The sequence below is a fragment of the Micromonospora sp. WMMB235 genome (assembly GCF_001855515.1).
GTDB classification, from domain to species: Bacteria; Actinomycetota; Actinomycetes; order Mycobacteriales; family Micromonosporaceae; genus Micromonospora; species Micromonospora aurantiaca.
The window spans coordinates 800,034-818,536 of the sequence record NZ_MDRX01000001.1; the positions used below are offsets into that span (position 1 = coordinate 800,034).

The 18,503-nt window shown below is 74.4% G+C and carries 22 protein-coding genes; 15 read left to right on the forward strand and 7 right to left on the reverse strand.

What is annotated here, in order from left to right; all coding sequences use genetic code 11:
- The first annotated feature begins 9 nt into the window (after positions 1-9).
- The 4 genes from BFV98_RS03250 to BFV98_RS03265 all read left to right on the forward strand — a co-directional run bounded on the left by BFV98_RS03250 (position 10) and on the right by BFV98_RS03265 (position 4,623).
- Positions 10-1,296 (forward strand): D-alanyl-D-alanine carboxypeptidase family protein, encoded by a 1,287-nt coding sequence (locus BFV98_RS03250; protein WP_030272512.1) that lies wholly within the window; start codon positions 10-12, stop codon positions 1,294-1,296.
- Positions 1,297-1,359: 63 nt separating this feature from the next.
- Positions 1,360-2,523 carry a glycosyltransferase gene (locus BFV98_RS03255; protein ID WP_071094839.1) on the forward strand — a complete coding sequence of 388 codons (1,164 nt, stop codon included), beginning with the start codon at positions 1,360-1,362 and terminating at the stop codon, positions 2,521-2,523.
- Positions 2,520-3,242: a polysaccharide deacetylase family protein gene (locus tag BFV98_RS03260; protein ID WP_071094841.1), complete on the forward strand. Its 723-nt coding sequence runs from the start codon at positions 2,520-2,522 to the stop codon at positions 3,240-3,242. The genes BFV98_RS03255 and BFV98_RS03260 overlap by 4 nt, the downstream gene beginning before the upstream one ends.
- Positions 3,243-3,342: 100 nt before the next feature.
- The gene (locus tag BFV98_RS03265; RefSeq protein WP_071094843.1) at positions 3,343-4,623 is read left to right on the forward strand and encodes a D-alanyl-D-alanine carboxypeptidase family protein; all 1,281 of its coding nucleotides are present in this window, start codon (positions 3,343-3,345) and stop codon (positions 4,621-4,623) included.
- A gap of 15 nt (positions 4,624-4,638) precedes the next feature.
- Here the strand turns inward: BFV98_RS03265 and BFV98_RS03270 are convergent, their stop codons facing one another.
- The gene (locus tag BFV98_RS03270; RefSeq protein WP_013286545.1) at positions 4,639-5,664 is read right to left on the reverse strand and encodes a LacI family DNA-binding transcriptional regulator; all 1,026 of its coding nucleotides are present in this window, start codon (positions 5,662-5,664) and stop codon (positions 4,639-4,641) included.
- Positions 5,665-5,862: 198 nt separating this feature from the next.
- Between BFV98_RS03270 and BFV98_RS03275 the strand changes: the two genes are divergently transcribed.
- From BFV98_RS03275 to BFV98_RS03285, 3 genes are read left to right on the forward strand one after another with little or no spacing between them, the layout of a single operon-like run.
- The gene (locus BFV98_RS03275; protein WP_071094845.1) at positions 5,863-6,828 is read left to right on the forward strand and encodes an acetylxylan esterase; all 966 of its coding nucleotides are present in this window, start codon (positions 5,863-5,865) and stop codon (positions 6,826-6,828) included.
- Positions 6,829-6,888: 60 nt separating this feature from the next.
- Positions 6,889-7,698 carry a M15 family metallopeptidase gene (locus BFV98_RS03280; protein WP_083395354.1) on the forward strand — a complete coding sequence of 270 codons (810 nt, stop codon included), beginning with the start codon at positions 6,889-6,891 and terminating at the stop codon, positions 7,696-7,698.
- Between the two features lie 44 nt (positions 7,699-7,742).
- On the forward strand, positions 7,743-8,249 hold the full coding sequence (locus tag BFV98_RS03285) for a DinB family protein (RefSeq protein WP_071094847.1): 507 nt from the start codon (positions 7,743-7,745) through the stop codon (positions 8,247-8,249).
- A gap of 24 nt (positions 8,250-8,273) precedes the next feature.
- Here the strand turns inward: BFV98_RS03285 and BFV98_RS03290 are convergent, their stop codons facing one another.
- Positions 8,274-9,047 carry an alpha/beta hydrolase family protein gene (locus tag BFV98_RS03290; protein WP_071094848.1) on the reverse strand — a complete coding sequence of 258 codons (774 nt, stop codon included), beginning with the start codon at positions 9,045-9,047 and terminating at the stop codon, positions 8,274-8,276.
- 147 nt (positions 9,048-9,194) lie between these two features.
- Between BFV98_RS03290 and BFV98_RS03295 the strand changes: the two genes are divergently transcribed.
- Positions 9,195-9,587, forward strand: coding sequence for a hypothetical protein (locus tag BFV98_RS03295; RefSeq protein ID WP_013286540.1), 393 nt, complete (start codon positions 9,195-9,197; stop codon positions 9,585-9,587).
- Positions 9,588-9,974: 387 nt separating this feature from the next.
- Positions 9,975-11,174 carry an RtcB family protein gene (locus BFV98_RS03300; RefSeq protein ID WP_071094849.1) on the forward strand — a complete coding sequence of 400 codons (1,200 nt, stop codon included), beginning with the start codon at positions 9,975-9,977 and terminating at the stop codon, positions 11,172-11,174.
- A 32-nt stretch (positions 11,175-11,206) separates the two neighbouring features.
- On the opposite strand, the gene BFV98_RS32180 is transcribed toward BFV98_RS03300, so the two are convergent.
- The 5 genes from BFV98_RS32180 to BFV98_RS03320 form a co-directional block, all read right to left on the reverse strand.
- On the reverse strand, positions 11,207-11,371 hold the full coding sequence (locus BFV98_RS32180; RefSeq protein WP_013286537.1) for a hypothetical protein: 165 nt from the start codon (positions 11,369-11,371) through the stop codon (positions 11,207-11,209).
- Positions 11,368-11,586, reverse strand: coding sequence for a helix-turn-helix transcriptional regulator (locus BFV98_RS03305; RefSeq protein WP_013286536.1), 219 nt, complete (start codon positions 11,584-11,586; stop codon positions 11,368-11,370). Before BFV98_RS03305 ends, BFV98_RS32180 begins: the two co-directional genes overlap by 4 nt.
- Positions 11,586-12,065 (reverse strand): DUF2975 domain-containing protein, encoded by a 480-nt coding sequence (locus tag BFV98_RS03310; RefSeq protein WP_013476640.1) that lies wholly within the window; start codon positions 12,063-12,065, stop codon positions 11,586-11,588. The genes BFV98_RS03305 and BFV98_RS03310 overlap by 1 nt, the downstream gene beginning before the upstream one ends.
- 31 nt (positions 12,066-12,096) lie before the next feature.
- Positions 12,097-12,738 carry a dihydrofolate reductase family protein gene (locus BFV98_RS03315; RefSeq protein ID WP_071094850.1) on the reverse strand — a complete coding sequence of 214 codons (642 nt, stop codon included), beginning with the start codon at positions 12,736-12,738 and terminating at the stop codon, positions 12,097-12,099.
- 82 nt (positions 12,739-12,820) lie between these two features.
- The gene (locus tag BFV98_RS03320) at positions 12,821-13,414 is read right to left on the reverse strand and encodes an HD domain-containing protein (RefSeq protein WP_013286533.1); all 594 of its coding nucleotides are present in this window, start codon (positions 13,412-13,414) and stop codon (positions 12,821-12,823) included.
- Between the two features lie 148 nt (positions 13,415-13,562).
- On the opposite strand from BFV98_RS03320, the gene BFV98_RS03325 reads away from it, so the two are divergent.
- The 6 genes from BFV98_RS03325 to BFV98_RS03350 all read left to right on the forward strand — a co-directional run bounded on the left by BFV98_RS03325 (position 13,563) and on the right by BFV98_RS03350 (position 18,456).
- Positions 13,563-14,516, forward strand: coding sequence for an LpqB family beta-propeller domain-containing protein (locus BFV98_RS03325; RefSeq protein WP_255367984.1), 954 nt, complete (start codon positions 13,563-13,565; stop codon positions 14,514-14,516).
- Positions 14,517-14,628: 112 nt separating this feature from the next.
- The gene (locus BFV98_RS03330) at positions 14,629-15,405 is read left to right on the forward strand and encodes a class I SAM-dependent methyltransferase (RefSeq protein WP_071094852.1); all 777 of its coding nucleotides are present in this window, start codon (positions 14,629-14,631) and stop codon (positions 15,403-15,405) included.
- Positions 15,406-15,460: 55 nt separating this feature from the next.
- On the forward strand, positions 15,461-16,462 hold the full coding sequence (locus tag BFV98_RS03335; RefSeq protein ID WP_013286530.1) for a hypothetical protein: 1,002 nt from the start codon (positions 15,461-15,463) through the stop codon (positions 16,460-16,462).
- Entirely contained in the window at positions 16,459-17,112 is a 654-nt protein-coding gene (locus BFV98_RS03340) for a hypothetical protein (RefSeq protein WP_071094854.1), read from the forward strand. Before BFV98_RS03335 ends, BFV98_RS03340 begins: the two co-directional genes overlap by 4 nt.
- Before the next feature lie 15 nt (positions 17,113-17,127).
- The gene (locus tag BFV98_RS03345) at positions 17,128-18,030 is read left to right on the forward strand and encodes an inositol monophosphatase family protein (RefSeq protein WP_013286528.1); all 903 of its coding nucleotides are present in this window, start codon (positions 17,128-17,130) and stop codon (positions 18,028-18,030) included.
- 24 nt (positions 18,031-18,054) lie between these two features.
- A complete protein-coding gene (locus tag BFV98_RS03350) occupies positions 18,055-18,456 on the forward strand; it encodes a VOC family protein (RefSeq protein WP_013286527.1) in 402 nt (133 codons plus the stop codon).
- The last annotated feature ends 47 nt before the right edge of the window (positions 18,457-18,503 follow it).

Consider the following 18,503-nt stretch of genomic DNA (forward strand, 5'->3'; position numbering starts at 1 on the left):
TGCCTTCTCATGAGAGCCCGGGCCCTGGCCGCCGCCACCGCCGTCACCCTGCTCGCCGCCGGGACGGCCGCCCCGGCAGCCGCCGCCCCGGCCACCACACCCGCCGCCCCGGTAGCCGCCCCTGGCGCCGCTCCCGTGCCCTGCCCGCGCCTGCCCGCCCCGAAGGTCAGCCGGCCGCCCCGCCCGGCACCGCCGGCCACGACGCCCGAACAGGCGGCGGTGGGCGGCGAGGCGCTGGCCGGCGCCGGGCTGGTCGTGCCACCGGGCAGCCCCGCGCCCCCGGCGGTCACCGCCACCACCTGGCTCGTGGCGGACCTGGACACCGGCGAGGTCCTCGGCGCGTGCGGCGCACACGTCCCCGGCACCCCGGCCAGCACCCAGAAACTGCTGCTGGCAGCCACCATGCTGAGCCGGCTGGACCCGAAGCACGTCGCCGTCGCCACCCGCGCCGACCTGGACATCGAGCCGGGCAGCTCGGCCGTCGGCCTGCTCGTCGGCGGCCGCTACAGCGTGGAGACGCTGTGGCTGGGCCTGCTGCTCCAGTCCGGCAACGACGCCGCGAACATGCTGGCCCGCCTCGGCGCCGGCAGCGCGCAGGCAGGCGTAGCCGAGATGAACGAGCAGGCCCGCCGGCTCGGCGCCGGGCAGACGCACGCGGTCACGCCGTCCGGCCTGGACGGTCCCGGCCAGTTCACCAGCGCGTACGACCTGGCGCTCATCGCGCGGGCCTGCTTCGCCGACGCCGCGTTCCGCCGGTACGCGCTCACCGAGCGCACGCAGATCCCGGCCCAGCCCGCGCTGAAGAAGGGCGGGTTCCAGATCCAGAACGAGAACCAGCTCATCTACCGCTATCCCGGCGCGCTCGGCGGCAAGACCGGCTTCACCGAGCTGGCCCGGCACAGCTACGTCGGCGCCGCGCAGCGGGACGGACGCCGCCTCGTGGTGACGCTGCTCGGCGCCGAGGCCCGCCCGGTACGCGGCTGGCAGCAGGGCGCCCAGCTGCTCGACTGGGCCTTCCGGCTGCCCCGGGACGCCTCGGTCGGCCGGCTGGTCGAGCCGGGTGAGCGGGACGCCGAGGCGGCGGAGCCCCGGCAGGCGGCGGCCGCCGAACCGAGACGTACCGCCTCCCCGCCGTGGCGGGGACCGGCCGGGACGGCGCTGCACCGCATCGGCGACGGGGACTGGCGGGTGATCGTGCCGGTCGCCGGTCTGCTGGCCCTCACCGTCGGCGGGGTGGCGGCGGTGCTCGCCGCCCGCCGCGGCCGATCCCGCCGCCGCGGACGCCGCCGCGCCTGACCCGGTCACCGGCGCCCCCGGGCGGGGTCGCGTGGACACCGGTTCCGTGGGTATGCGCCCGGCATGGAGCACCCGGGCCGGATCGTGGTGGTCTCGGCGGACATCGGCGCCGGACACGACCGGGCTGCCGACGAGCTGGCGCACCGGCTGCGTGCGCGGGGCTTCGCGGTGGACCGGCTGAACCTCCTGCACCTGCTGCCCCACCCGGTCCACCGGGTGGTACGCGAGACGTACCGGGGCGTGCTGCACCGGCTTCCCTGGGGCTACCACGCGCTGTTCCGGCTGACCGGCAGCTCGCAGACCGCCGTACGCGCGATCCGCGCACTGCTGCGGCCGTTCCGGCGTCACCTGCGCCGCCGCATCCCGCCCGACACGCGGGCCGTGGTCACCACGTATCCGTTCGCCAACCAGCTCCTCGGCCCGCTGCGGCGCCGCGGGCGGCTCCGTGTTCCGGTGATCACCTATGTGACCGATTTCGTGGTGCACCCGACCTGGCTCGCGCCGGGCGTCGACGTGTACTGCGCGGTCCGCCACGCCGAGACGCACCAGGCCCCCGCCGCCGACGTCACCGCGGTGCAGCCGCTGGTGTCCCGCGCCTTCACCCGCACCGGCCCGGAGGACCGGCGGCGGGCCCGGCAGCGGTTCGGTCTCCCGGCCGAGGGTGTGCTCGCGCTCGTCGTCGCGGGCTCCTGGGGCGCCGGCGAGGTGGCGGCCACGGTGGCCGAGGTCGCCGCCGCGGGCGTCCGGCCGGTCGTGGTGTGCGGGCACAACGCGGCGCTGCGCCACCGGCTGCGCGGCGCCGGCCGGCACGTGCTGGGCTGGGTCGACGACATGCCGGCTCTGATGCGCGCCGTCGACGTCATGGTGGAGAACGCCGGTGGGCTGACCTGCCAGGAGGCGCTGGCGGCCGGGCTGCCGGTGGTCACGTACCGGCCCATCGCCGGGCACGGACGCGCGAACGCCGCGATCCTGGCCCGCGCCGGCCTGAGCCGGTGGGCTGCCACACCGCAGCAACTCGGGCCGGTGCTCGCGGCGGTGATCGGGACCGGACCGGTGGCCCCGTCCCGCGACGACGTGTCCCAGGACCCGGCCGGCCTGGTCGCCGAGGCGGCACGCCGGGCACCGCCCGCGGGCCCGGCCGGTACACGTCGCCCCCTGCTGGACCCGGTCGGCGACGCGGTCGCCGTCCTCGCCGCGCTGCTCCAGTCCACCGGCGGGCTGCGATGAGAGCCGCCACCCTCGCCCGGGCCGCCGCGGTCGCGCTGCCGGCGGTGCAGGCGGCGCCGGTGGTGACGGCGCTGCCCGCCGTACGGCGGCTGCTGCTGCCCGGCCTGCACGGGCTCGGGGCGCCCGACCGGGTCGCGCTGACCTTCGACGACGGCCCGGACCCGGAGTCCACCGGCCACGTCCTGGACGTGCTGGCGGCGCACCGGGTCCGCGCCACGTTCTTCGTGCTCGGCGCGATGCTGCGGCGCCACCCGGCGCTGGGTCGCCGGGTGGTCGGCGACGGCCACGAGATGGCCGTGCACGGCTGGACGCACGACAACCTGCTGCTGCGCGGTCCGGCTCGCACGGTTCGCGATCTGACCCGTGCGTACGACCTGGTCACCGACGTGACCGGCCGTTCGCCCCGGTTCCTGCGACCGCCGTACGGCGTGCTCACCACCGCCGCGCTCGTGGCCGCCCGGCGGCTGCGCCTGCGGCCGGTGCTGTGGAGCTGCTGGGGCCGGGACTGGACCGCCACGGCCACCGCCGGCACCGTCGCACGCACCGTCCTGGCCGGGCTGGACGGGGGCGGCACGATCCTGCTGCACGACTCCTCCCGTACCGCCGCACCGGGCGCCTGGCGGGCCGGTCTCGCCGCGCTTCCGCGCGTGCTGGCCGAGTGTCGCCGGCGCGGATGGCACGTCGGCCCGCTCGCCGGCCACGGGCTCCGCGCACGCTGATCCGCGAACGGGCGGCGGAGCCTACCGCGTGCCCGCGGCGCCGGAACGCGAATCCCGGAGCCGGTGACCCGTTCGGGTCGGCGTGGCTAGCGTCCGGGTCATGAGGACCTGGGGACCCTTCGTGGCGCTGGCCGCCGCCCTGCTGCTGCCGGTGCCGGCGACACCGGCCGTGGCCGCCGTCCGCTCGCCCGTACGCCGGCTGCCCGCCGCGCCGCCCTGCCCGAACGTGCCGGCCCCGTCGACCCGGCCGCCGCAGCCGCCACCGGCGCCCGACCCGGCCGCGCGGGCCGTCGGCGGCGCCGCGCTCGACACCGCCGGCCTGGTCGTCCCGCCCGCGTCGAGCGCGCCGCCTGCGGTGACAGCCACCTCCTGGGTGGTCGCCGACCTGGACAGCGGCGCGGTGCTCGGCGGCTGCGGCCCGCACGAGTACGGCGTACCGGCGAGCGTGCAGAAGCTGCTGCTCGCCGCCACCATGCTGCCTCGGCTGGACCCGCACCGGGAGGCGACGGTGACCGCCGGGGACCTGGCTGTCGAACCGGGCAGCTCGGCGGTCGGGCTGGTGGAGGGCGGGCGCTACCGGATCGAGACGATCTGGCTCGGCCTGCTGCTGCGTTCCGGCAACGAGGCGGCCAACGCGCTCGCCCGCCTCGGCGGCGGCCCGGACGGGCTGGCCGGCGGGGTGCGGGCGATGAACGAGGAGGCGCACCGCCTGGGCGCCCGGCAGACGCACGCGGTCACCCCGTCCGGGCTGGACGGACCGGGGCAGTTCACCAGCGCGTACGACCTGGCGCTGATCGCGCGGGCGTGCTTCGCCGACCCGGCGTTCCGCAGGTACGCCGCCACCCGGATCGCGCAGATCCCGGCCCAGCCGGCGCAGCGGGCGAAGGGGTTCGCGATCTCCAACGACAACATGCTGCTGGACCACTATCCGGGCGCGCTCGGCGGCAAGACCGGCTTCACCGACCTGGCCCGGCACACGTACGTCGGCGCGGCCGAGCGCGGCGGGCGGCGTCTCGTGGTCACGCTGCTCGGCGCCGAGGTGACCACGCAGCGGGGCTGGCAGCAGGGCGCGGCGCTGCTGGACTGGGGGTTCGCGCAGCCCCGCGACGCCGCGGTGGGACGGCTGGTCGAGCCGGGGGAGCTGGACCGGCCGGCGCCACCGGCGGGCGGGGCGGCCTCGGCGCTGGCCGGGCAGGCCGGTCTGCGGGGCGGCGGGGCGGCACCCGGGCCGCGTCCCGGCACGGGCGTGACTGTGGCGGTGGGCGCGGTGCTGACGGCCGGGGGAGCGCTGCTGCTGGCCCGGCGTCGCCGTAACGCCGCCGCCGTCGCCCTGTCGGCCGGGTCGGCTCTACGGGAGCCGGAAATTCCGGAACAGGACTGAAAGGAGCGGCCCGGATCAGCGGTAGGCGGGCCCCGCTGTGCTGTCCCGCACCACGAGTTCGGTGGCCAGCTCGACCCGGGGCGAGTCGATCTCCTCGCCCTGGGCCAGCCGCAGCACCGTACGCGCGGCGAGCCGGCCCATCTCCACCAGCGGCTGGCGCACCGTGGTCAGCGGCGGTGAGGCCCACCGCGCCTCGGGCAGGTCGTCGAAGCCCACCACGCTCACGTCGTCGCAGACCCGCAGCCCGCGGCGGCGCACCGCCTCGTACACGCCGAAGGCCATCTGGTCGCTGGCGGCGAAGATGGCCGTCGGCGGGTCGTCCAGGTCGAGCAGCGCGCCACCGGCGGTGAACCCGGAGGCGTGGTAGAAGTCGCCGGGCTGCACCAGCCGGTCGTCGGCGGCGACTCCGGCGGCGGCCAGCGCGGCCCGGTAGCCGTCCAGCCGGGCCCGGCTGCACAGCAGATGCGGCGGGCCGGCCACGAAACCGATCCGGCGGTGGCCGAGCTTGAGCAGGTGCTCGGTGGCGGCCAGGCCGCCGGTCCAGTTGGTGGCGCCGATCGCCGGCACGTCGGTGGCGGCCACGCCGGCCGCCGGGTCGACCACCACCACCGGCACGTTGAGGCGCCGCAACTGGGCCTGCACGGCCGGGCTCAGGTGCGAGGTCACCACGATCACGCCGTCGGACGCGCGGGCGCGCAGGTTGTGCAGCCACTGCCGGGTGGAGCTGGACTCGCGGTGGATCGCCGAGACGACGGTGCCCACCCCGGCGGCGTGGCTGACGTCCTCCACGCCGCGGATGATCTCCACCGCCCACGGGCTGTCCAGGTCGTTGAAGACCAGGTCGACCAGGTCCGCCCGGCGCACGGTACGGCTGCCGCGGCGCCGGTAGCCGTGGTGGCGCAGCAGCTCCTCGACCCGTTCCCGGGTGTCCGGCGCGACGTCGGACCGCCCGTTGAGCACGCGCGACACGGTCGGGACCGAGACGCCGGCCTCCCGTGCGATCGCGGTGATGGTCACCCTGCGCTCGTCGTCCGCGCTCACCCGTGTTCCCTTCGCCGGCTGCCGGAACCGACCGGTAGACCGTCCCGCCCCACGCACATCTTGCCGTACGCCGAGGGCTTGACGACAGGCCGGACCGGCCCTAGCGTTCGCACGAGTTGCGGAAACGTTCCGGAAATGCGCCCGTCATCTTCCGACGGCTCGCCGTCCACCCCCGACGAACGACGAGGAAACCGAGGCGTGTTCACCGACCTGACCGAGGCCGAACTCCGCACCTACCGCAGCGACCTGCACGAGCCTCCGGACTTCGACGCCTTCTGGGCTGACACTCTGGCACAGGCGCGCTCCTGCGGCGACCCCGTGACGGCGACCCCGCTGCCCACGCCGCTGACCGCTGTCGACGTCTTCGACGTGACGTTCCCCGGCTTCGCCGGACAGCCGATCCGCGCCTGGCTGCGGGTGCCGCGCGGCGCGGCGGAGCCGCTGCCCACGATCGTGCAGTACGTCGGGTACGGCGGCGGCCGCGGCCACGCGCTGGAGAACCTGCTCTGGTCCGTGGCCGGCTTCGCCCACCTCCAGATGGACACGCGCGGCCAGGGCTCGGGGTGGAGCCGGGGCGACACACCCGACGTCGCCGCCGCCGGACCGCAGGCGCCGGGCATGGCCACCCGGGGCATCGAGGATCCGAACAAGTACTACTACCGGCGCTTCCTCACCGACGCGGTCCGCGCCGTGGACGCCGCGTGCGAGCTGCCCGCTGTCGATCCGGACCGGCTCGCCGTACTCGGTCACAGTCAGGGCGGCGCCGCCGCGCTCGCCGCCGCCGCGCTGGCCCCGCGGGTACGCGCGGCTGTCGCGCACGTGCCGTTCCTCTGCGACATCCCACGCGCCATCACGATCACCGACGCCACGCCGTACCGGGAGATCCGCGACTACCTCGCCGTGCACCGCGACCGCGAGGAGCAGGCGCTGCGCACGCTCGGCTACGTCGACGGCGTCGCGTTCGCCCGCCGCGCCACAGTGCCGGCCCGGTTCTCCGTCGCGCTGATGGACGAGATCACGCCGCCGTCCACCGTCTACGCCGCCTACCACGACTACCGGGGCGACAAGGATCTGACGGTGTGGCGGTTCAACGGCCACGAGGCGGGCGGCATCGACGACGACGCCGCCGCTGTCGACTTCCTGCGTACCGTGCTGGGCGGCTGACCACCGGTTCCGCCGATGCCGGCCCGTTCGGGCTGGTAGACACGGCGGATGGGCACCGGCATGCGCGCGACGGCGGTCCTGGCCGTCGCGGCCGCGCTGCTCGCCGCCTGCCAGCGGCCCGCGCCGTCCCCGTCGCCGACCGCGCCGCCCTCACCCACCCCGGCCGGCCCCCGGGCCCCGGCGGACATCGTGGACCTCACCACCGTCGACCCCACCGTCCGCACCGACATCCGGTACGCGGGCCCGCACAACTTCGTCGGCCGTCCGATCGACGGGTACGCCGAACCGCGCTGCCTGCTCACCCGCCCGGCGGCGCAGGCGCTGCACCGGGTGCAGACCGCCGCGCTCGCCGGCGGGCACAGCCTCAAGGTGTACGACTGCTACCGCCCACAACGCGCCGCTGACGACTTCGTCGCCTGGGCGAAACTCCCCGGCGAGCAGCGGATGAAGGGGGAGTTCTATCCCGGCGTAGCCAAGGACCGGCTGTTCGCCGACGGCTACATCGGCGCGCCCACCGCGCACAGCCGGGGCAGCACGGTCGACCTGACACTGGTCCCGGTCTCCGGGCCGCCGCAGGCCGCGTACACGCCCGGCCAGCCGCTCGTGCCCTGCACCGACCCGGCCGGGCGCCGCTTCGCCGACGACTCGATCGACATGGGCACCGGGTTCGACTGCTTCGACCCGCGCGCCCACACCGCCGACGCGCGGATCAGCGACACCGCCCGGAACAACAGGGACCTGCTGCGCCGGCTGATGTCCGCGCAGGGCTTCGAGAACTATCCGCTGGAGTGGTGGCACTACCGGTACGTCGACGAGCCGTACCCGGACACCTGGTTCGACTTCCCGGTGGCCGGTTCGTCACTGCGGTGACGCGGTCGTTCCACCATGATCGATTGCGGCTAGGCTCGACGCTCATGGAGACCGAACGGATCGGCCCGCCGCTGCTCGCCGGCGAACGGGAGTCGTTGCGCGCCTTCCTCGACTTCCACCGGGCCACGCTGGCCCTCAAGTGCGAGGGGCTGACCGACGAGCAGTTGCGCCGGCAGGCGTCGCCGCCGTCCACGCTGTCCCTGCTCGGCCTGGTCCGCCACATGGCGGAGGTGGAGCGCACCTGGTTCCGCCGGGTCATCGCCGCCGAGGACGTGCCGCTGGTGTGGTCGGACAGCGGCGACTTCCAGCAGGCGTACGACGCCCGCGACGCCGACGCGGCGGAGGCGTTCGAGGCGTGGCAGCGGGAGATCGGGCACGCCCGGCGCATCGAGCGGGAGGCCGAGTCGCTCGACGTGACCGGCCACCAGGCACGCTGGGGCGAGGACGTCTCGCTGCGCCTGGTCATGCTGCACATGCTGCACGAGTACGCCCGCCACAACGGGCACGCCGACCTGATCCGCGAGGCGGTCGACGGCACCGTGGGCGTCTGAGCCCGCTCAGCGCCCGCGCACCGGTCAGCGCGTGCGCAGCGGCAGCCAGGCCAGCACGTCGGAGATCCGCGCGTCCCAGTACGCCCAGTCGTGGTCACCCGGGCCGAAGTCGACGGTGACCGGCACGTCGCGCTTCCGGGCCACGTCGAGGAACCGCAGGCTGTCCTCGTACAGGAAGTCCTCGGTGCCGCAGGCGACGTAGAGCGCCGGCCGGTCGTCGCCGGAGCGCTCCAGCAGCCCCACCGTGTCGTCGTCGGCGGGCACCGGGCCGTCACCCCAGACGGTGCGCCACACCGCCGGGTCGACCGGACGGGTCGCATGGTGGCGGCGGCGCGTCACGTCCAGCGCGCCGGACAGGCTGGCCGCCGCCGCGAACCGCTCCGGGTGGCGCAGCGCCCACTTCATCGCCCCGTAGCCGCCCATCGACAGGCCCGCGACGAACGTGTCCTCCCGCCGCGTGGACAGCCGGAAGAACGACCGGCACACCTCGGGCAGCTCCTCGCTGAGGAACGTCCAGTACCGGTTGCCGTGCGCCTCGTCGCAGTAGAAGCTCCGCTGCACCTGCGGCATCACCACGGCCAGCCCGAGCGGCGCCACGTACCGCTCGATCGAGGTGCGCCGGGTCCACACCGTGTCGTCGTCGGTCAGGCCGTGCAGCAGGTAGAGCACCGGCGGGTCGCCGTCGGCGGCGGCGCCCGGCACGCCGATCCCGGCCGCGCCGCGATCGGGCAGCAGCACCGTCATCGACGTGCCCATGCCCAACGCCTCGGAGAAGAAGTCACACCGGATCAGCGCCATGAGGCGGCAGCGTACCTCGGAGGGGTTCGATGAGGGCGTTCCTATTGCCCCGGGACCGTCACACGGGAAAAGATGGCCGTGCGTGCCGGAAACACACTCGTAACCTGCGCGCTGCTGGTCTCTGTCACGAGGAAGTGGGAGTCAGTCATGAGCGACGTGTCGGCCGCACTGGGTGTGCGCCTCTACCCGGACCTGGTCGAGCCCGGCGGTCTCGCCCCCGCGCTCGTGGCGACCGCCGCCGCGCACCAGCTCGACGTGGGCGAGGTGACCGCGCCCGAGCAGGGGCGCAGCCGGTTCACCTGCGCCGAGATGACCTCCGCCCGGGGCGTGGTCTGCGTCAGCCTCGGCTCTCAGGCCCGCTACTTCATGATCGACCTGCGGGTGGACGGCGACGTCCAGGCCCGGGGCGACGCCACCGATCTGCTCCAGGTCGCGCAGGTGGCGGCCGCGTGGCGGGCCGGCATCACGCTCGCCGAGCTGACCGCGCGCTACCCGTTCATGGAGGAGATGCGGCGCCACCCGGTGGCGCACGCCGGCTAGCCGCCGGTCCGCCGGGCCGGCCCGGCACTCATGGAGCCGCGAAGCCGAGGGCGTCGTTCGTCGCCCCGCGGTCGCCCACGCGCGAAGGAATATCGCGTTGCCGCCCGAGTGCGGCGGCCGTACCGTGAGCGGGCAACGTCGATCCGATCCACCAGGGAGACTGCCGTGTCGCAGCAGAACCGCACCCGCGCCGAGCGGCTCGCGCCGCGCGCCGGTGTCCTGCTGCCCGAATCGGGCACGGGCCGGCGACGGCAGTGGCAACCAGGGTGGTGGCGCGTCTAGCGCCGGCGCGACGATCCGCGCGAACCGCCCGCCCCGACACCGGAGCCGGGCGGTTCTTCGTGTCCGGGGCACCTATCTCAGACGGACATGAGCAAGGAGACGACGATGGGTTTCACCCCGCTGGCCGGTACCCGGGCACCGGTCCGGGTCTGGACCGACCCGTACGCGATCGAGGCGCAGGCGGCCCGGCAGCTGCGCAACATCGGCGCGCTGCCGTGGGTGCAGGGCGTCGCGGTGATGCCGGACGTGCACTTCGGCAAGGGCGCCACTGTCGGCTCGGTGATCGCGATGCGGCAGGCCGTGTCGCCGGCCGCGGTCGGCGTGGACATCGGCTGCGGCATGTCGGCGGTGCGGACCTCGCTGACCGCCGCCGACCTGCCCGACGACCTCGCGCCGCTGCGGTCGGCGATCGAGGCGGCGATCCCGGTCGGCTTCGCGATGCGTGACGACGCTGTCGATCCGCGCCGGGTCCGGGGGCTGGAGCAGGCGGGCTGGGACGAGTTCTGGCGGCGGTTCGGGACGCTGGACCGGAAGGTGGCGCAGCTCCAGACGCGGGCGCAGCGGCAGCTCGGGACGCTCGGCGGCGGCAACCACTTCATCGAGGTCTGCCTGGAGCAGGGTGGCGCGGACGACGGCCGGGTCTGGCTGATGCTGCACTCCGGTTCCCGCAACATCGGCAAGGAGCTGGCCGAGCGGCACATGGCGGTGGCGCGCGGCCTGCCGCACAACACCGACCTGCCGGACCGGGACCTCGCGGTGTTCCTCGCCGGCACGCCCGAGATGGAGGCGTACCGGCGGGACCTGTGGTGGGCGCAGGAGTACGCCCGGCGTAACCGGGCGGTCATGCTCGCCCTGCTCTGCCAGGTGGTCCGGGAGGCGTTCCCGCACGCCGGCTACGACGAGCCGATCTCCTGCCACCACAACTACGTGGCGGAGGAGAGCTACGACGGGGTGGACGTGCTGGTGACCCGCAAGGGCGCGATCCGGGCCGGCCGGGGTGACCTGGGCATCATCCCGGGCTCGATGGGCACCGGCTCGTACATCGTGCGCGGGAAGGGGAACCTCGACGCGTACTGCTCGGCGTCGCACGGCGCCGGGCGGCGGATGTCGCGGGGGCAGGCGAAGCGGACGTACAGCACCGCGGACCTGGCCGCGCAGACCGCCGGGGTGGAGTGCCGCAAGGACGCCGGTGTGGTCGACGAGATCCCCGGCGCGTACAAGGACATCATCGAGGTGATGGCCCAGCAGGAGGACCTGGTCGAGGTGGTCGCCCACCTCAAGCAGGTCGTCTGCGTGAAGGGTTGACCGGCAGGGCCGGCGTCGAGGGGGCGCCGGCCCTACCGGGTACGCCGGGCGACGCGTACGCCGATGGCGACCGCGCCGATGACGAGCAGTGCGGACAGGAACTGGAGGCCGGGGGAGTCGTCGGCCTCGCCGTACACGAAGCCGGTGACGCCGAGCACGACGGCGAGCAGGGCGACGACGACGGCCAGGTATCTCATCGGTCCTCCTCGTCGGCGACCCATTCGAGCAGGTCGCCGGGCTGGCAGTCGAGCACCCGGCACATGGCCTCCAGGGTGCTGAACCGGACGGCCTTGGCGCGGCCGTTCTTGAGCACGGCGACGTTGGCCGGGGTGAGCCCGACGCGCTCGGCGAACTCGCCGACGCTCATCTTGCGCTTGGCCAGTTCGACGTCGATGCGCACGACGATCGGCATCAGATCACCGCTTCCATGTCGGTGCGCAGCGTGGTGGCCTGGCGCAGCAGCGCGCGCAGGACCACCATCAGCAGCCCCAGCACGCTGACGCCGGTGACCAGCAGGAACAGCAGCAGCGGCAACCCCGGGTCGTCGGCGTTGAAGCCGACGTAGAGGAACACGCCGACGAGCACCACCCATGCGGCGGCGACCGCCCAGACGATCCCGTCGACCCAGCCCAGGGACGCCTCGGTGAAGATGCGGTCGTTCTTGACCAGGGTGAGCAGGTGCCAGGTGCAGACGATCACCACCTGCACGCACAACACCCAGAAGATCGTCACCGCGGTGGCGGGCCACCGCAGGTACGCCATGTCCGGGTTCTCGCGCGCCATGTGCGCGAACTGCCCGGGCAGCGACATGGTCTGGAACAGCACCAGGATCGCGAACAGCAGGACCAGGAAGGCGCGGAGTGGTGTCACCGCGCGTTGCGCCGTCAACATGCATCGACTATCGCGCGGAACCTATCGAAAGTCAATCGGTATCACTCGCGCGACGGCCAACGGCGTACCTGACGTGCACCGCGTGGCGCGAGTGGTGCACGGCGCGGATCTCCAGGTCGACGTCCCGGTCGAAGCCCTCGAAGAGCCGCTTCCCGCGACCGAGGATCACCGGCGCGGTGGACAGGCCCAGCTCGTCGACCACGCCGGCCGCGAGCGCCTGCCGGATCACGTCGGCGCCCCCGCCGATGACCACCGCGCCGTCACCGGCCGTACGCCGGGCCGCCGCCAGCGCCGCGTCGAACCCGTCGACCATGAGGAAACCGGCGTCCGGGTCGGGCTGGTCGGCGGTGCGGTGGGTGAGCACGACCAGTGGAGCCTCGAACGGGTTGCTGCCGCCCCAGGCGCCGGCGCTGTCGTACATCCCCCGGCCGCACAGCGCGGCGCCGACGCCCGCCAGCAGCTCGTCGAAGTACGCGCGGTCCTCGCCGGTCATGCCGGTGCCGGGTTCGCGCGGCGTGTCGTACGTCCACGGCCCGCCCATCACCCAGTGGTGCAGCCGCTCGCCGCCGACGCCCAGCCCCTGGCCCGCGTGGTCGTCCGGACCGGTGACGTACCCGTCCAGGGACACGGTGACGAACGCCCGCACCCGGCCCCGCGTTTCCTTGGTGCTCATGCTTCCTCCCGGAGATCGGAGAACACCGACCCAGGGCAGACCGGCGGCCGATGCCGGACTCATCGGCGCCGTCGGTCCGGCGTCAGCCGTACACCGGATGTTCCGCCTGGAACGCCAGCCGCCGGTCCGCGCCGGCGGCCAGCTCGGCGAGGACGTCGTCGAGGTCCAGGAACGTCTGCCAGCGCTCCTGGCCGGTGATGGCGGCGAGCCGGTCGACCACGAGCTGCTCCAGGTCGGTGACCCGGCGGCCCTTCCACACCTTGTCGGCGAGGCTGACCAGCAGGTCCTCCAGCTGCACGCCGGGGGAGTGCCAGGCGGCGTGGGTGACGGCGAAACGGGCCCGCTCCTCCGGTACGCCGAAGCGCAACAGCAGCTGGTAGCCCGCCTCCTCGTGCGCCGACCCGGGGCCGGTCAGCTCGCCGGGATGCTCGACCTTGCCGAGGTCGTGCACTGCGGCGCCGAACAGCACCGCCTGCCTGTCGAACGGCACCGCGCCGAACCGGTCGGCGAACGCGGCGGTCAGGTGCCAGGCGACGTCGTGCACCAGCCGCAGGTGCGCGCCGAGGCGCGGCGGGGCGGCGAGGGCGTCCAGCAGCTCGACCGCCACGCCGGGAAGCGGGAGCAGCGGCGGGTCGCCCGGTTCGGTGAGGGCGCGGCGCAGCGCGTCGGAGGTCATCGGGGCGAGCGTACCGGGCCGCCACGGGCTCACCTCTGGTGATGGACGAGCAGCCGAGCGTGAAGCGGCCACTCGTCCGATTCCGGTGCGTCGATCCACTCGCGAGTGTGGGGGCCACGTCTCACACGGGGGTTGTCGAATGACCGCAATGAATCGTCGTGCCCTGCTGCGTACCGCCGCGCTGACCGGAGTCGCCGCCGCGACCGGGCTGGCCGTCGGGCCCCACGCCGCGTCCGCCGCACCCGCGTCCGCCGCCGACGTGGTGAACGGGTCGTGGCTGGTCAGCGTCGGCTGGGGTGTGCTCCAGGTCGACCCGGGCCGCACCACGCCGCGGGAGCTGCTGCCGAACGGGGACCACGCGAAGGCCTCGCCGGACGGCCGGTACGTGGCCTGGGTCAACACGGCCCGCTCGGGCGACGGCACGCTGGAGCCGTACGTGGCCGTGTACGACCGGGTCACCGGCCAGAAGCGCACACTGCTCGCCGACCCGTTCGGTGTCCGCTACGGCGCGCCGACGTGGTCGCCGGACGGCACCGAGATCGCGCTGGTCACCGGGCAGGGCAACGACCGGCTGATCGCTGTGGACGTGGTCACCGGCGCCACCCGCGTGCTGGTCGAGGGGCACTCCATGAGGGACCCGGACTGGTCCCGGGACGGCTCGATGATCGTCGTACGGTGGCGCAGCCGTTCGCAGGGCTGGCAACTGCGGGTGCTGGAACTCGCGACCGGCACGGTGCGGCCGATCTACACGCCGGTGGCGGGCGAGATGTTCATCTCGCCGGTCTTCATGCCCGACTCCGGGCGCGTCGTCTTCTGCACCAACCGCTGGCACCTGGACCGGGAGGTCTACAACCAGTCGCTGGCGTCGGTGCGGATCAACGGCACCGGGCTGAAGAAGCTCACCGACGAGCCCCGGTTCTACCTGTCGCCGGTGTTCTCCCCGGACGGCCGCTACTGCGCCGCGCTGTCGATCCCGCCGGAGAACGAGTACCCGGACGGCGGCAACATCATCGTGTCCACCAGTGGCTTCGGCGAGCAGTGGTGGATCCCCGGCGACGAGTACGACGACAGCACCCGGCTGGACTGGGCGCGGGCGATCTGACGTAGCGCCGCGCGCACATCCGGTGGGCCGGATGTGCGCGCCGCCGGGCGTAACCGGTGCGAGGCTTGGTGCGGACGCCGCCGAAGGGGCCGGCGTCCGCTGTGGAGGGGTGATGGCCGAGCCGCCGACCGGGACGTCGTCGCACCGCGCGCAGGCGCACGGCAGGCACGCCAACCACCGCCGCTACCACGACGGCGCCGAGGTCGACGGGTACGTCGACGACCCGTACCACCGGGTGCGCCGCGCGGTCGCGGCCCGGCTGATGACCGAGGGGGTGACCCGACGCGGGCCGGTGCTGGAACTGGGCTGCGGACCGCGCGGCATGCTCGACCCGGCCGCGCTGCCCGGCCCGGTGGTGCTCGCCGACACGGCCGAGACGGCGCTGCGCACGGCCCGCGCCGCGGCCCGCGGGCGGGCGCTGCCGGTCTGCCTGGACGCCACCCGCGGGCTGCCGTTCCGGGCCGGCAGCTTCGCCGGGCTGCTCGCCGGCGAGCTGATCGAGCACGTGTACGACCCGCTGGCGCTGCTGCGGGAGTGCCACCGGGTGCTGGCGCCCGACGGCCTGCTGGTGCTCACCACGCCGAACCTGGCGCCGGTGCAGGACCGGCTGGCGTTCCTCGCCGGGCGGGCGCCACGTCAGGTCGATCCGCTGCACCCGTACCTGTGGCTGCACATCCGCCCGTTCACCGCCTCGCTGCTGCGCCGGACGCTGCGCCGGGCCGGGTTCACGCCGGTGGCGCTGCGGTCCAACGAGGTCGGCTGGCGGCTGCCGGGCGGCCGGTGGGTGGCCTCGCGGCGGCTGGCCCGCGCCGCACCGGGGCTCGGCGGTTCGCTGATCTGCGCCGCCCGCCGGCACGGCGCACCGCCACCACCGCAGAACAGGGCGTGATGGCGACATTGACAGCGGGCTATCATGGAGGTTCCGTCGTCGACCGGGGGATGTCATGACGCGCCTGCTCGCCTGGGTCGTGACCAATCTCGACGCGTTCATCGGCCTCGTCCTGGCCCTCACGGTGTCCGTGCTCGGCCTCACCAACGCGGTCGACCAGGAGGTCGTCAACAGCGCGATCCTGCTGGTCCTGGGCCTGCTCGCGCAGGCGATGCTGCGGGACCGGCTGCGCCGGCGCACCACCGAGCGGGAGGTCCGCCAGGTCATCTCGGACACCCGCGACCGGCTGACCGACCTGGTGCCGCAGATGCAGGAGATCACCGGGCCGGAGGGCGCGCTGAACCGGGCCCGCGAGGCCATCGACAGCGTCTCCATGGTGCGCGTGCTGCACGGCAGCGAGGTCGGGCAGGCGCTCGCCGAGGCGCGGCGGCACACCGACCAGTGGAGCTTCAAGGGCGGCACCGGCACCTACCTGCGCGCGGTCACGCTGCCGGACTGTCTGGAACACGCCCGGCGGCGCAACGCCACGCTCACCGTCGCGATCGAGATCATCGACCCGACCGACGAGGAGGTCTGCGAGCGGTACGCGCGGTTCCGGCGCAGCCTCGACCCGGACGCGCCCGGCGAGCCGTGGACCGTCGACCGCACCCGCAAGGAGTCGTACGCGACCGTGCTGGCCGCCTGCTGGCACCTGCAACGCTCCGGCCTGCTCACCATCGACGTCCGGCTCTCCGCGCAGATGACCACGTTCCGCTACGACCTCTCCTCCTCCTGCGTCGTCATCACGCAGGAGAACCCGCAGACGCCCGCGCTGCGCATCGACCGCGGCGAGGTCTACTACAACCGTTTCAACATCGAGCTGGACTACAGCCGCCGGCAGAGCCGGCGCGTGCCGATCGAGGCGGCGGCCCAGGTCAAGCTCGACGACGAGCCGTCGGTCGAGCAGGTACGGCGGTTGTTCACCGCCCTCGGCCTGACGCTGCCCCGGTCCTTCGGCGACCGTGAGGTCGCCGGCATCATCGGCAAGGCCGTCCAGGCGAGGAACCCCTACTCATGACCAGTTACGCCGACCTCGAACGGGAGATCGACCGGGGCACCCGGCCGGAGATGCTGCGCGGCTGGGTGCTGGACGTGCTCGGCGACGTCGCCGACGGGCGGCGGCCGGTGCGCGCGGTCCGGCACCCGCTCGGCTTCACCTGCCTGCCCGTGGAACGCGACGGCCCGGACGGCATCTGCGTGCACGCCTGGCCGGCCGACCCGCCGCCGGTGCGCCCGACCACCTCCACCATGCACTCGCACAGCTGGGACCTGCTCAGCCACGTGCTGCACGGCACCGTCCGCAACGAGCTGATCGAGGTCGACGACGCGCCGGCCGACCCGGCCTGGCGGATCTACGAGGTGCACAGCCTCGGCGAGGTGGACGAGATGGCCGCCACCGACCGGCTGGTCACCGCGATGACCGCGACGGTGGAGACGCACTCGGCCGGCGACTCGTACGCGCTGCGCGCCGGCGGCTTCCACACCTCGGAGGTCGACGCCGGTGAGCCGGCGGTGACAGTGGCGCTCGGCCGGACCACTCCCGGCGCGTGCGACCTGAGCCTCGGCGCGGTGGACGGGCGCAGCCACCGGGTACGCCGGGACCGCTGCGACGCGGCGGAGACCGCGCGGATGGCGCGGGAGATCGCGCGACTGGTGGCACGGGGCTGACTGGCTGGAGGAGCCATGGACGTGGAGCCGAGCAGAGGCGGGCCCGACCTGCGCGACGCGCACCGGTTCGCGGTGGAGGCAGCGCAGGCGGCGGGCCGCCTGCTGCGCCGGGGCACCCGGGGGGAAGTGCACGCCCGGGCCAAGAACGACACCGGTGACCTGGTGACCGACCTCGACCTGGCCGCCGAGCGGCTGATCGTCGACCGGATCCGGGCCCGCTGGCCGGAGCACGGCGTGATCGCCGAGGAGGGCGGCGAGTACGCCCCGGACACCGCGTGGGCGTGGCTCGTCGACCCGCTCGACGGCACCAACAACGTGGCGATCGGCCTGCCCGCGTACGTGGTCGGGATCGCCCTATGCGACAACGGCTCGCCGGTGCTCGGCGTGGTGCACGACCCGGTCGCGGGCCGTACCTGGTCGGCGGTGCGCGGCCGGGGCGCGTTCGTGCACGCGTCCGGCCCGGCCGCGCGGCCGCTGCGGGCCGCGCAGCGCCCGGTGCCGTCCGCGCCGGTGCTGGCCTGGACCCAGGGGCACGAGGTACGCCGCGACGACAGCACCGCCCGCGCGCTGAAGGTGGTGCTGGACACCAGCGCGCGCCGGGTGCTGCAACTGTGGGCGCCGTTGCTGTCCTGGGTGATGCTGGCCCGCGGCGACATCGACGGCATCGTCGGCTACCGTCCCGAGGCGGTCGACCTGCCGGCCGGGATGCTGCTCGCCGTCGAGGCCGGCATGGCGGTCCGCGCGCTCGACGGCGGCACGTTCGACGACCGGTACGGCTGCCCCGCCGACCGGCGCAGCTTCGTGGCCGGGCCACCGGAAACCATCGACCGGCTGGTCAAACTGGTCACCGCGGCACAGTGGATCGAGCCGCAGGTACGCCGCCTCACCCCGGTCGGCCTCGGCTCGGTCGGCTGGTGAGCCGGGTCGGCTAGCCTCGGCGGGATGGCCGCCAGACAGCTCAAGATCGGGCTCCGGGTCCGCGACCTGGACCGCTCCCACCGGCTCTACCTGCGACTCGGCTTCAAGGAGATCCCGCAGACCGACCAGACGAACCTGCGTTACCTCACGTTCGGCCACACCTGGCTGATCCTGTCCGACCTGCACCGCCACGGGCACCACAACGCGGAGCGGGAACGCGAGGTCAAGGCCGGGCCGCCGGGGCTCGGTGTCGTCCTCACCGTGCCCACCGCCGACCTGGACGCCACGTACGCGCTGTGGCGCGACGAAGGGCTGCCGGTGACGCTGGAGCCGGAGGACGTGGGATGGGCGCGGATCTTCTACGGGCTCGACCCGGACGGCTACGAGGTCATGTGCGAGCAGTTCCACCCCGTCACGGGCGCCTGACCGTACGTGCCGGATGTTGCCGCCTGTTCATACGATTCGATGCCACG

Bases quoted from the DNA above. Each gene is read 5' to 3' on its own strand.
- BFV98_RS03250 (WP_030272512.1), top strand. From the start codon at position 10: ATGAGAGCCCGGGCCCTGGCCGCCGCCACCGCCGTCACCCTGCTCGCC.
- BFV98_RS03255 (WP_071094839.1), top strand. From the start codon at position 1,360: ATGGAGCACCCGGGCCGGATCGTGGTGGTCTCGGCGGACATCGGCGCC.
- BFV98_RS03260 (WP_071094841.1), top strand. From the start codon at position 2,520: ATGAGAGCCGCCACCCTCGCCCGGGCCGCCGCGGTCGCGCTGCCGGCG.
- BFV98_RS03265 (WP_071094843.1), top strand. From the start codon at position 3,343: ATGAGGACCTGGGGACCCTTCGTGGCGCTGGCCGCCGCCCTGCTGCTG.
- BFV98_RS03280 (WP_083395354.1), top strand. From the start codon at position 6,889: ATGCGCGCGACGGCGGTCCTGGCCGTCGCGGCCGCGCTGCTCGCCGCC.
- BFV98_RS03285 (WP_071094847.1), top strand. From the start codon at position 7,743: ATGGAGACCGAACGGATCGGCCCGCCGCTGCTCGCCGGCGAACGGGAG.
- BFV98_RS03290 (WP_071094848.1), bottom strand. From the start codon at position 9,047: ATGGCGCTGATCCGGTGTGACTTCTTCTCCGAGGCGTTGGGCATGGGC.
- BFV98_RS03295 (WP_013286540.1), top strand. From the start codon at position 9,195: ATGAGCGACGTGTCGGCCGCACTGGGTGTGCGCCTCTACCCGGACCTG.
- BFV98_RS03300 (WP_071094849.1), top strand. From the start codon at position 9,975: ATGGGTTTCACCCCGCTGGCCGGTACCCGGGCACCGGTCCGGGTCTGG.
- BFV98_RS32180 (WP_013286537.1), bottom strand. From the start codon at position 11,371: ATGAGATACCTGGCCGTCGTCGTCGCCCTGCTCGCCGTCGTGCTCGGC.
- BFV98_RS03305 (WP_013286536.1), bottom strand. From the start codon at position 11,586: ATGCCGATCGTCGTGCGCATCGACGTCGAACTGGCCAAGCGCAAGATG.
- BFV98_RS03310 (WP_013476640.1), bottom strand. From the start codon at position 12,065: ATGTTGACGGCGCAACGCGCGGTGACACCACTCCGCGCCTTCCTGGTC.
- BFV98_RS03315 (WP_071094850.1), bottom strand. From the start codon at position 12,738: ATGAGCACCAAGGAAACGCGGGGCCGGGTGCGGGCGTTCGTCACCGTG.
- BFV98_RS03320 (WP_013286533.1), bottom strand. From the start codon at position 13,414: ATGACCTCCGACGCGCTGCGCCGCGCCCTCACCGAACCGGGCGACCCG.
- BFV98_RS03325 (WP_255367984.1), top strand. From the start codon at position 13,563: ATGAATCGTCGTGCCCTGCTGCGTACCGCCGCGCTGACCGGAGTCGCC.
- BFV98_RS03330 (WP_071094852.1), top strand. From the start codon at position 14,629: ATGGCCGAGCCGCCGACCGGGACGTCGTCGCACCGCGCGCAGGCGCAC.
- BFV98_RS03335 (WP_013286530.1), top strand. From the start codon at position 15,461: ATGACGCGCCTGCTCGCCTGGGTCGTGACCAATCTCGACGCGTTCATC.
- BFV98_RS03340 (WP_071094854.1), top strand. From the start codon at position 16,459: ATGACCAGTTACGCCGACCTCGAACGGGAGATCGACCGGGGCACCCGG.
- BFV98_RS03345 (WP_013286528.1), top strand. From the start codon at position 17,128: ATGGACGTGGAGCCGAGCAGAGGCGGGCCCGACCTGCGCGACGCGCAC.
- BFV98_RS03350 (WP_013286527.1), top strand. From the start codon at position 18,055: ATGGCCGCCAGACAGCTCAAGATCGGGCTCCGGGTCCGCGACCTGGAC.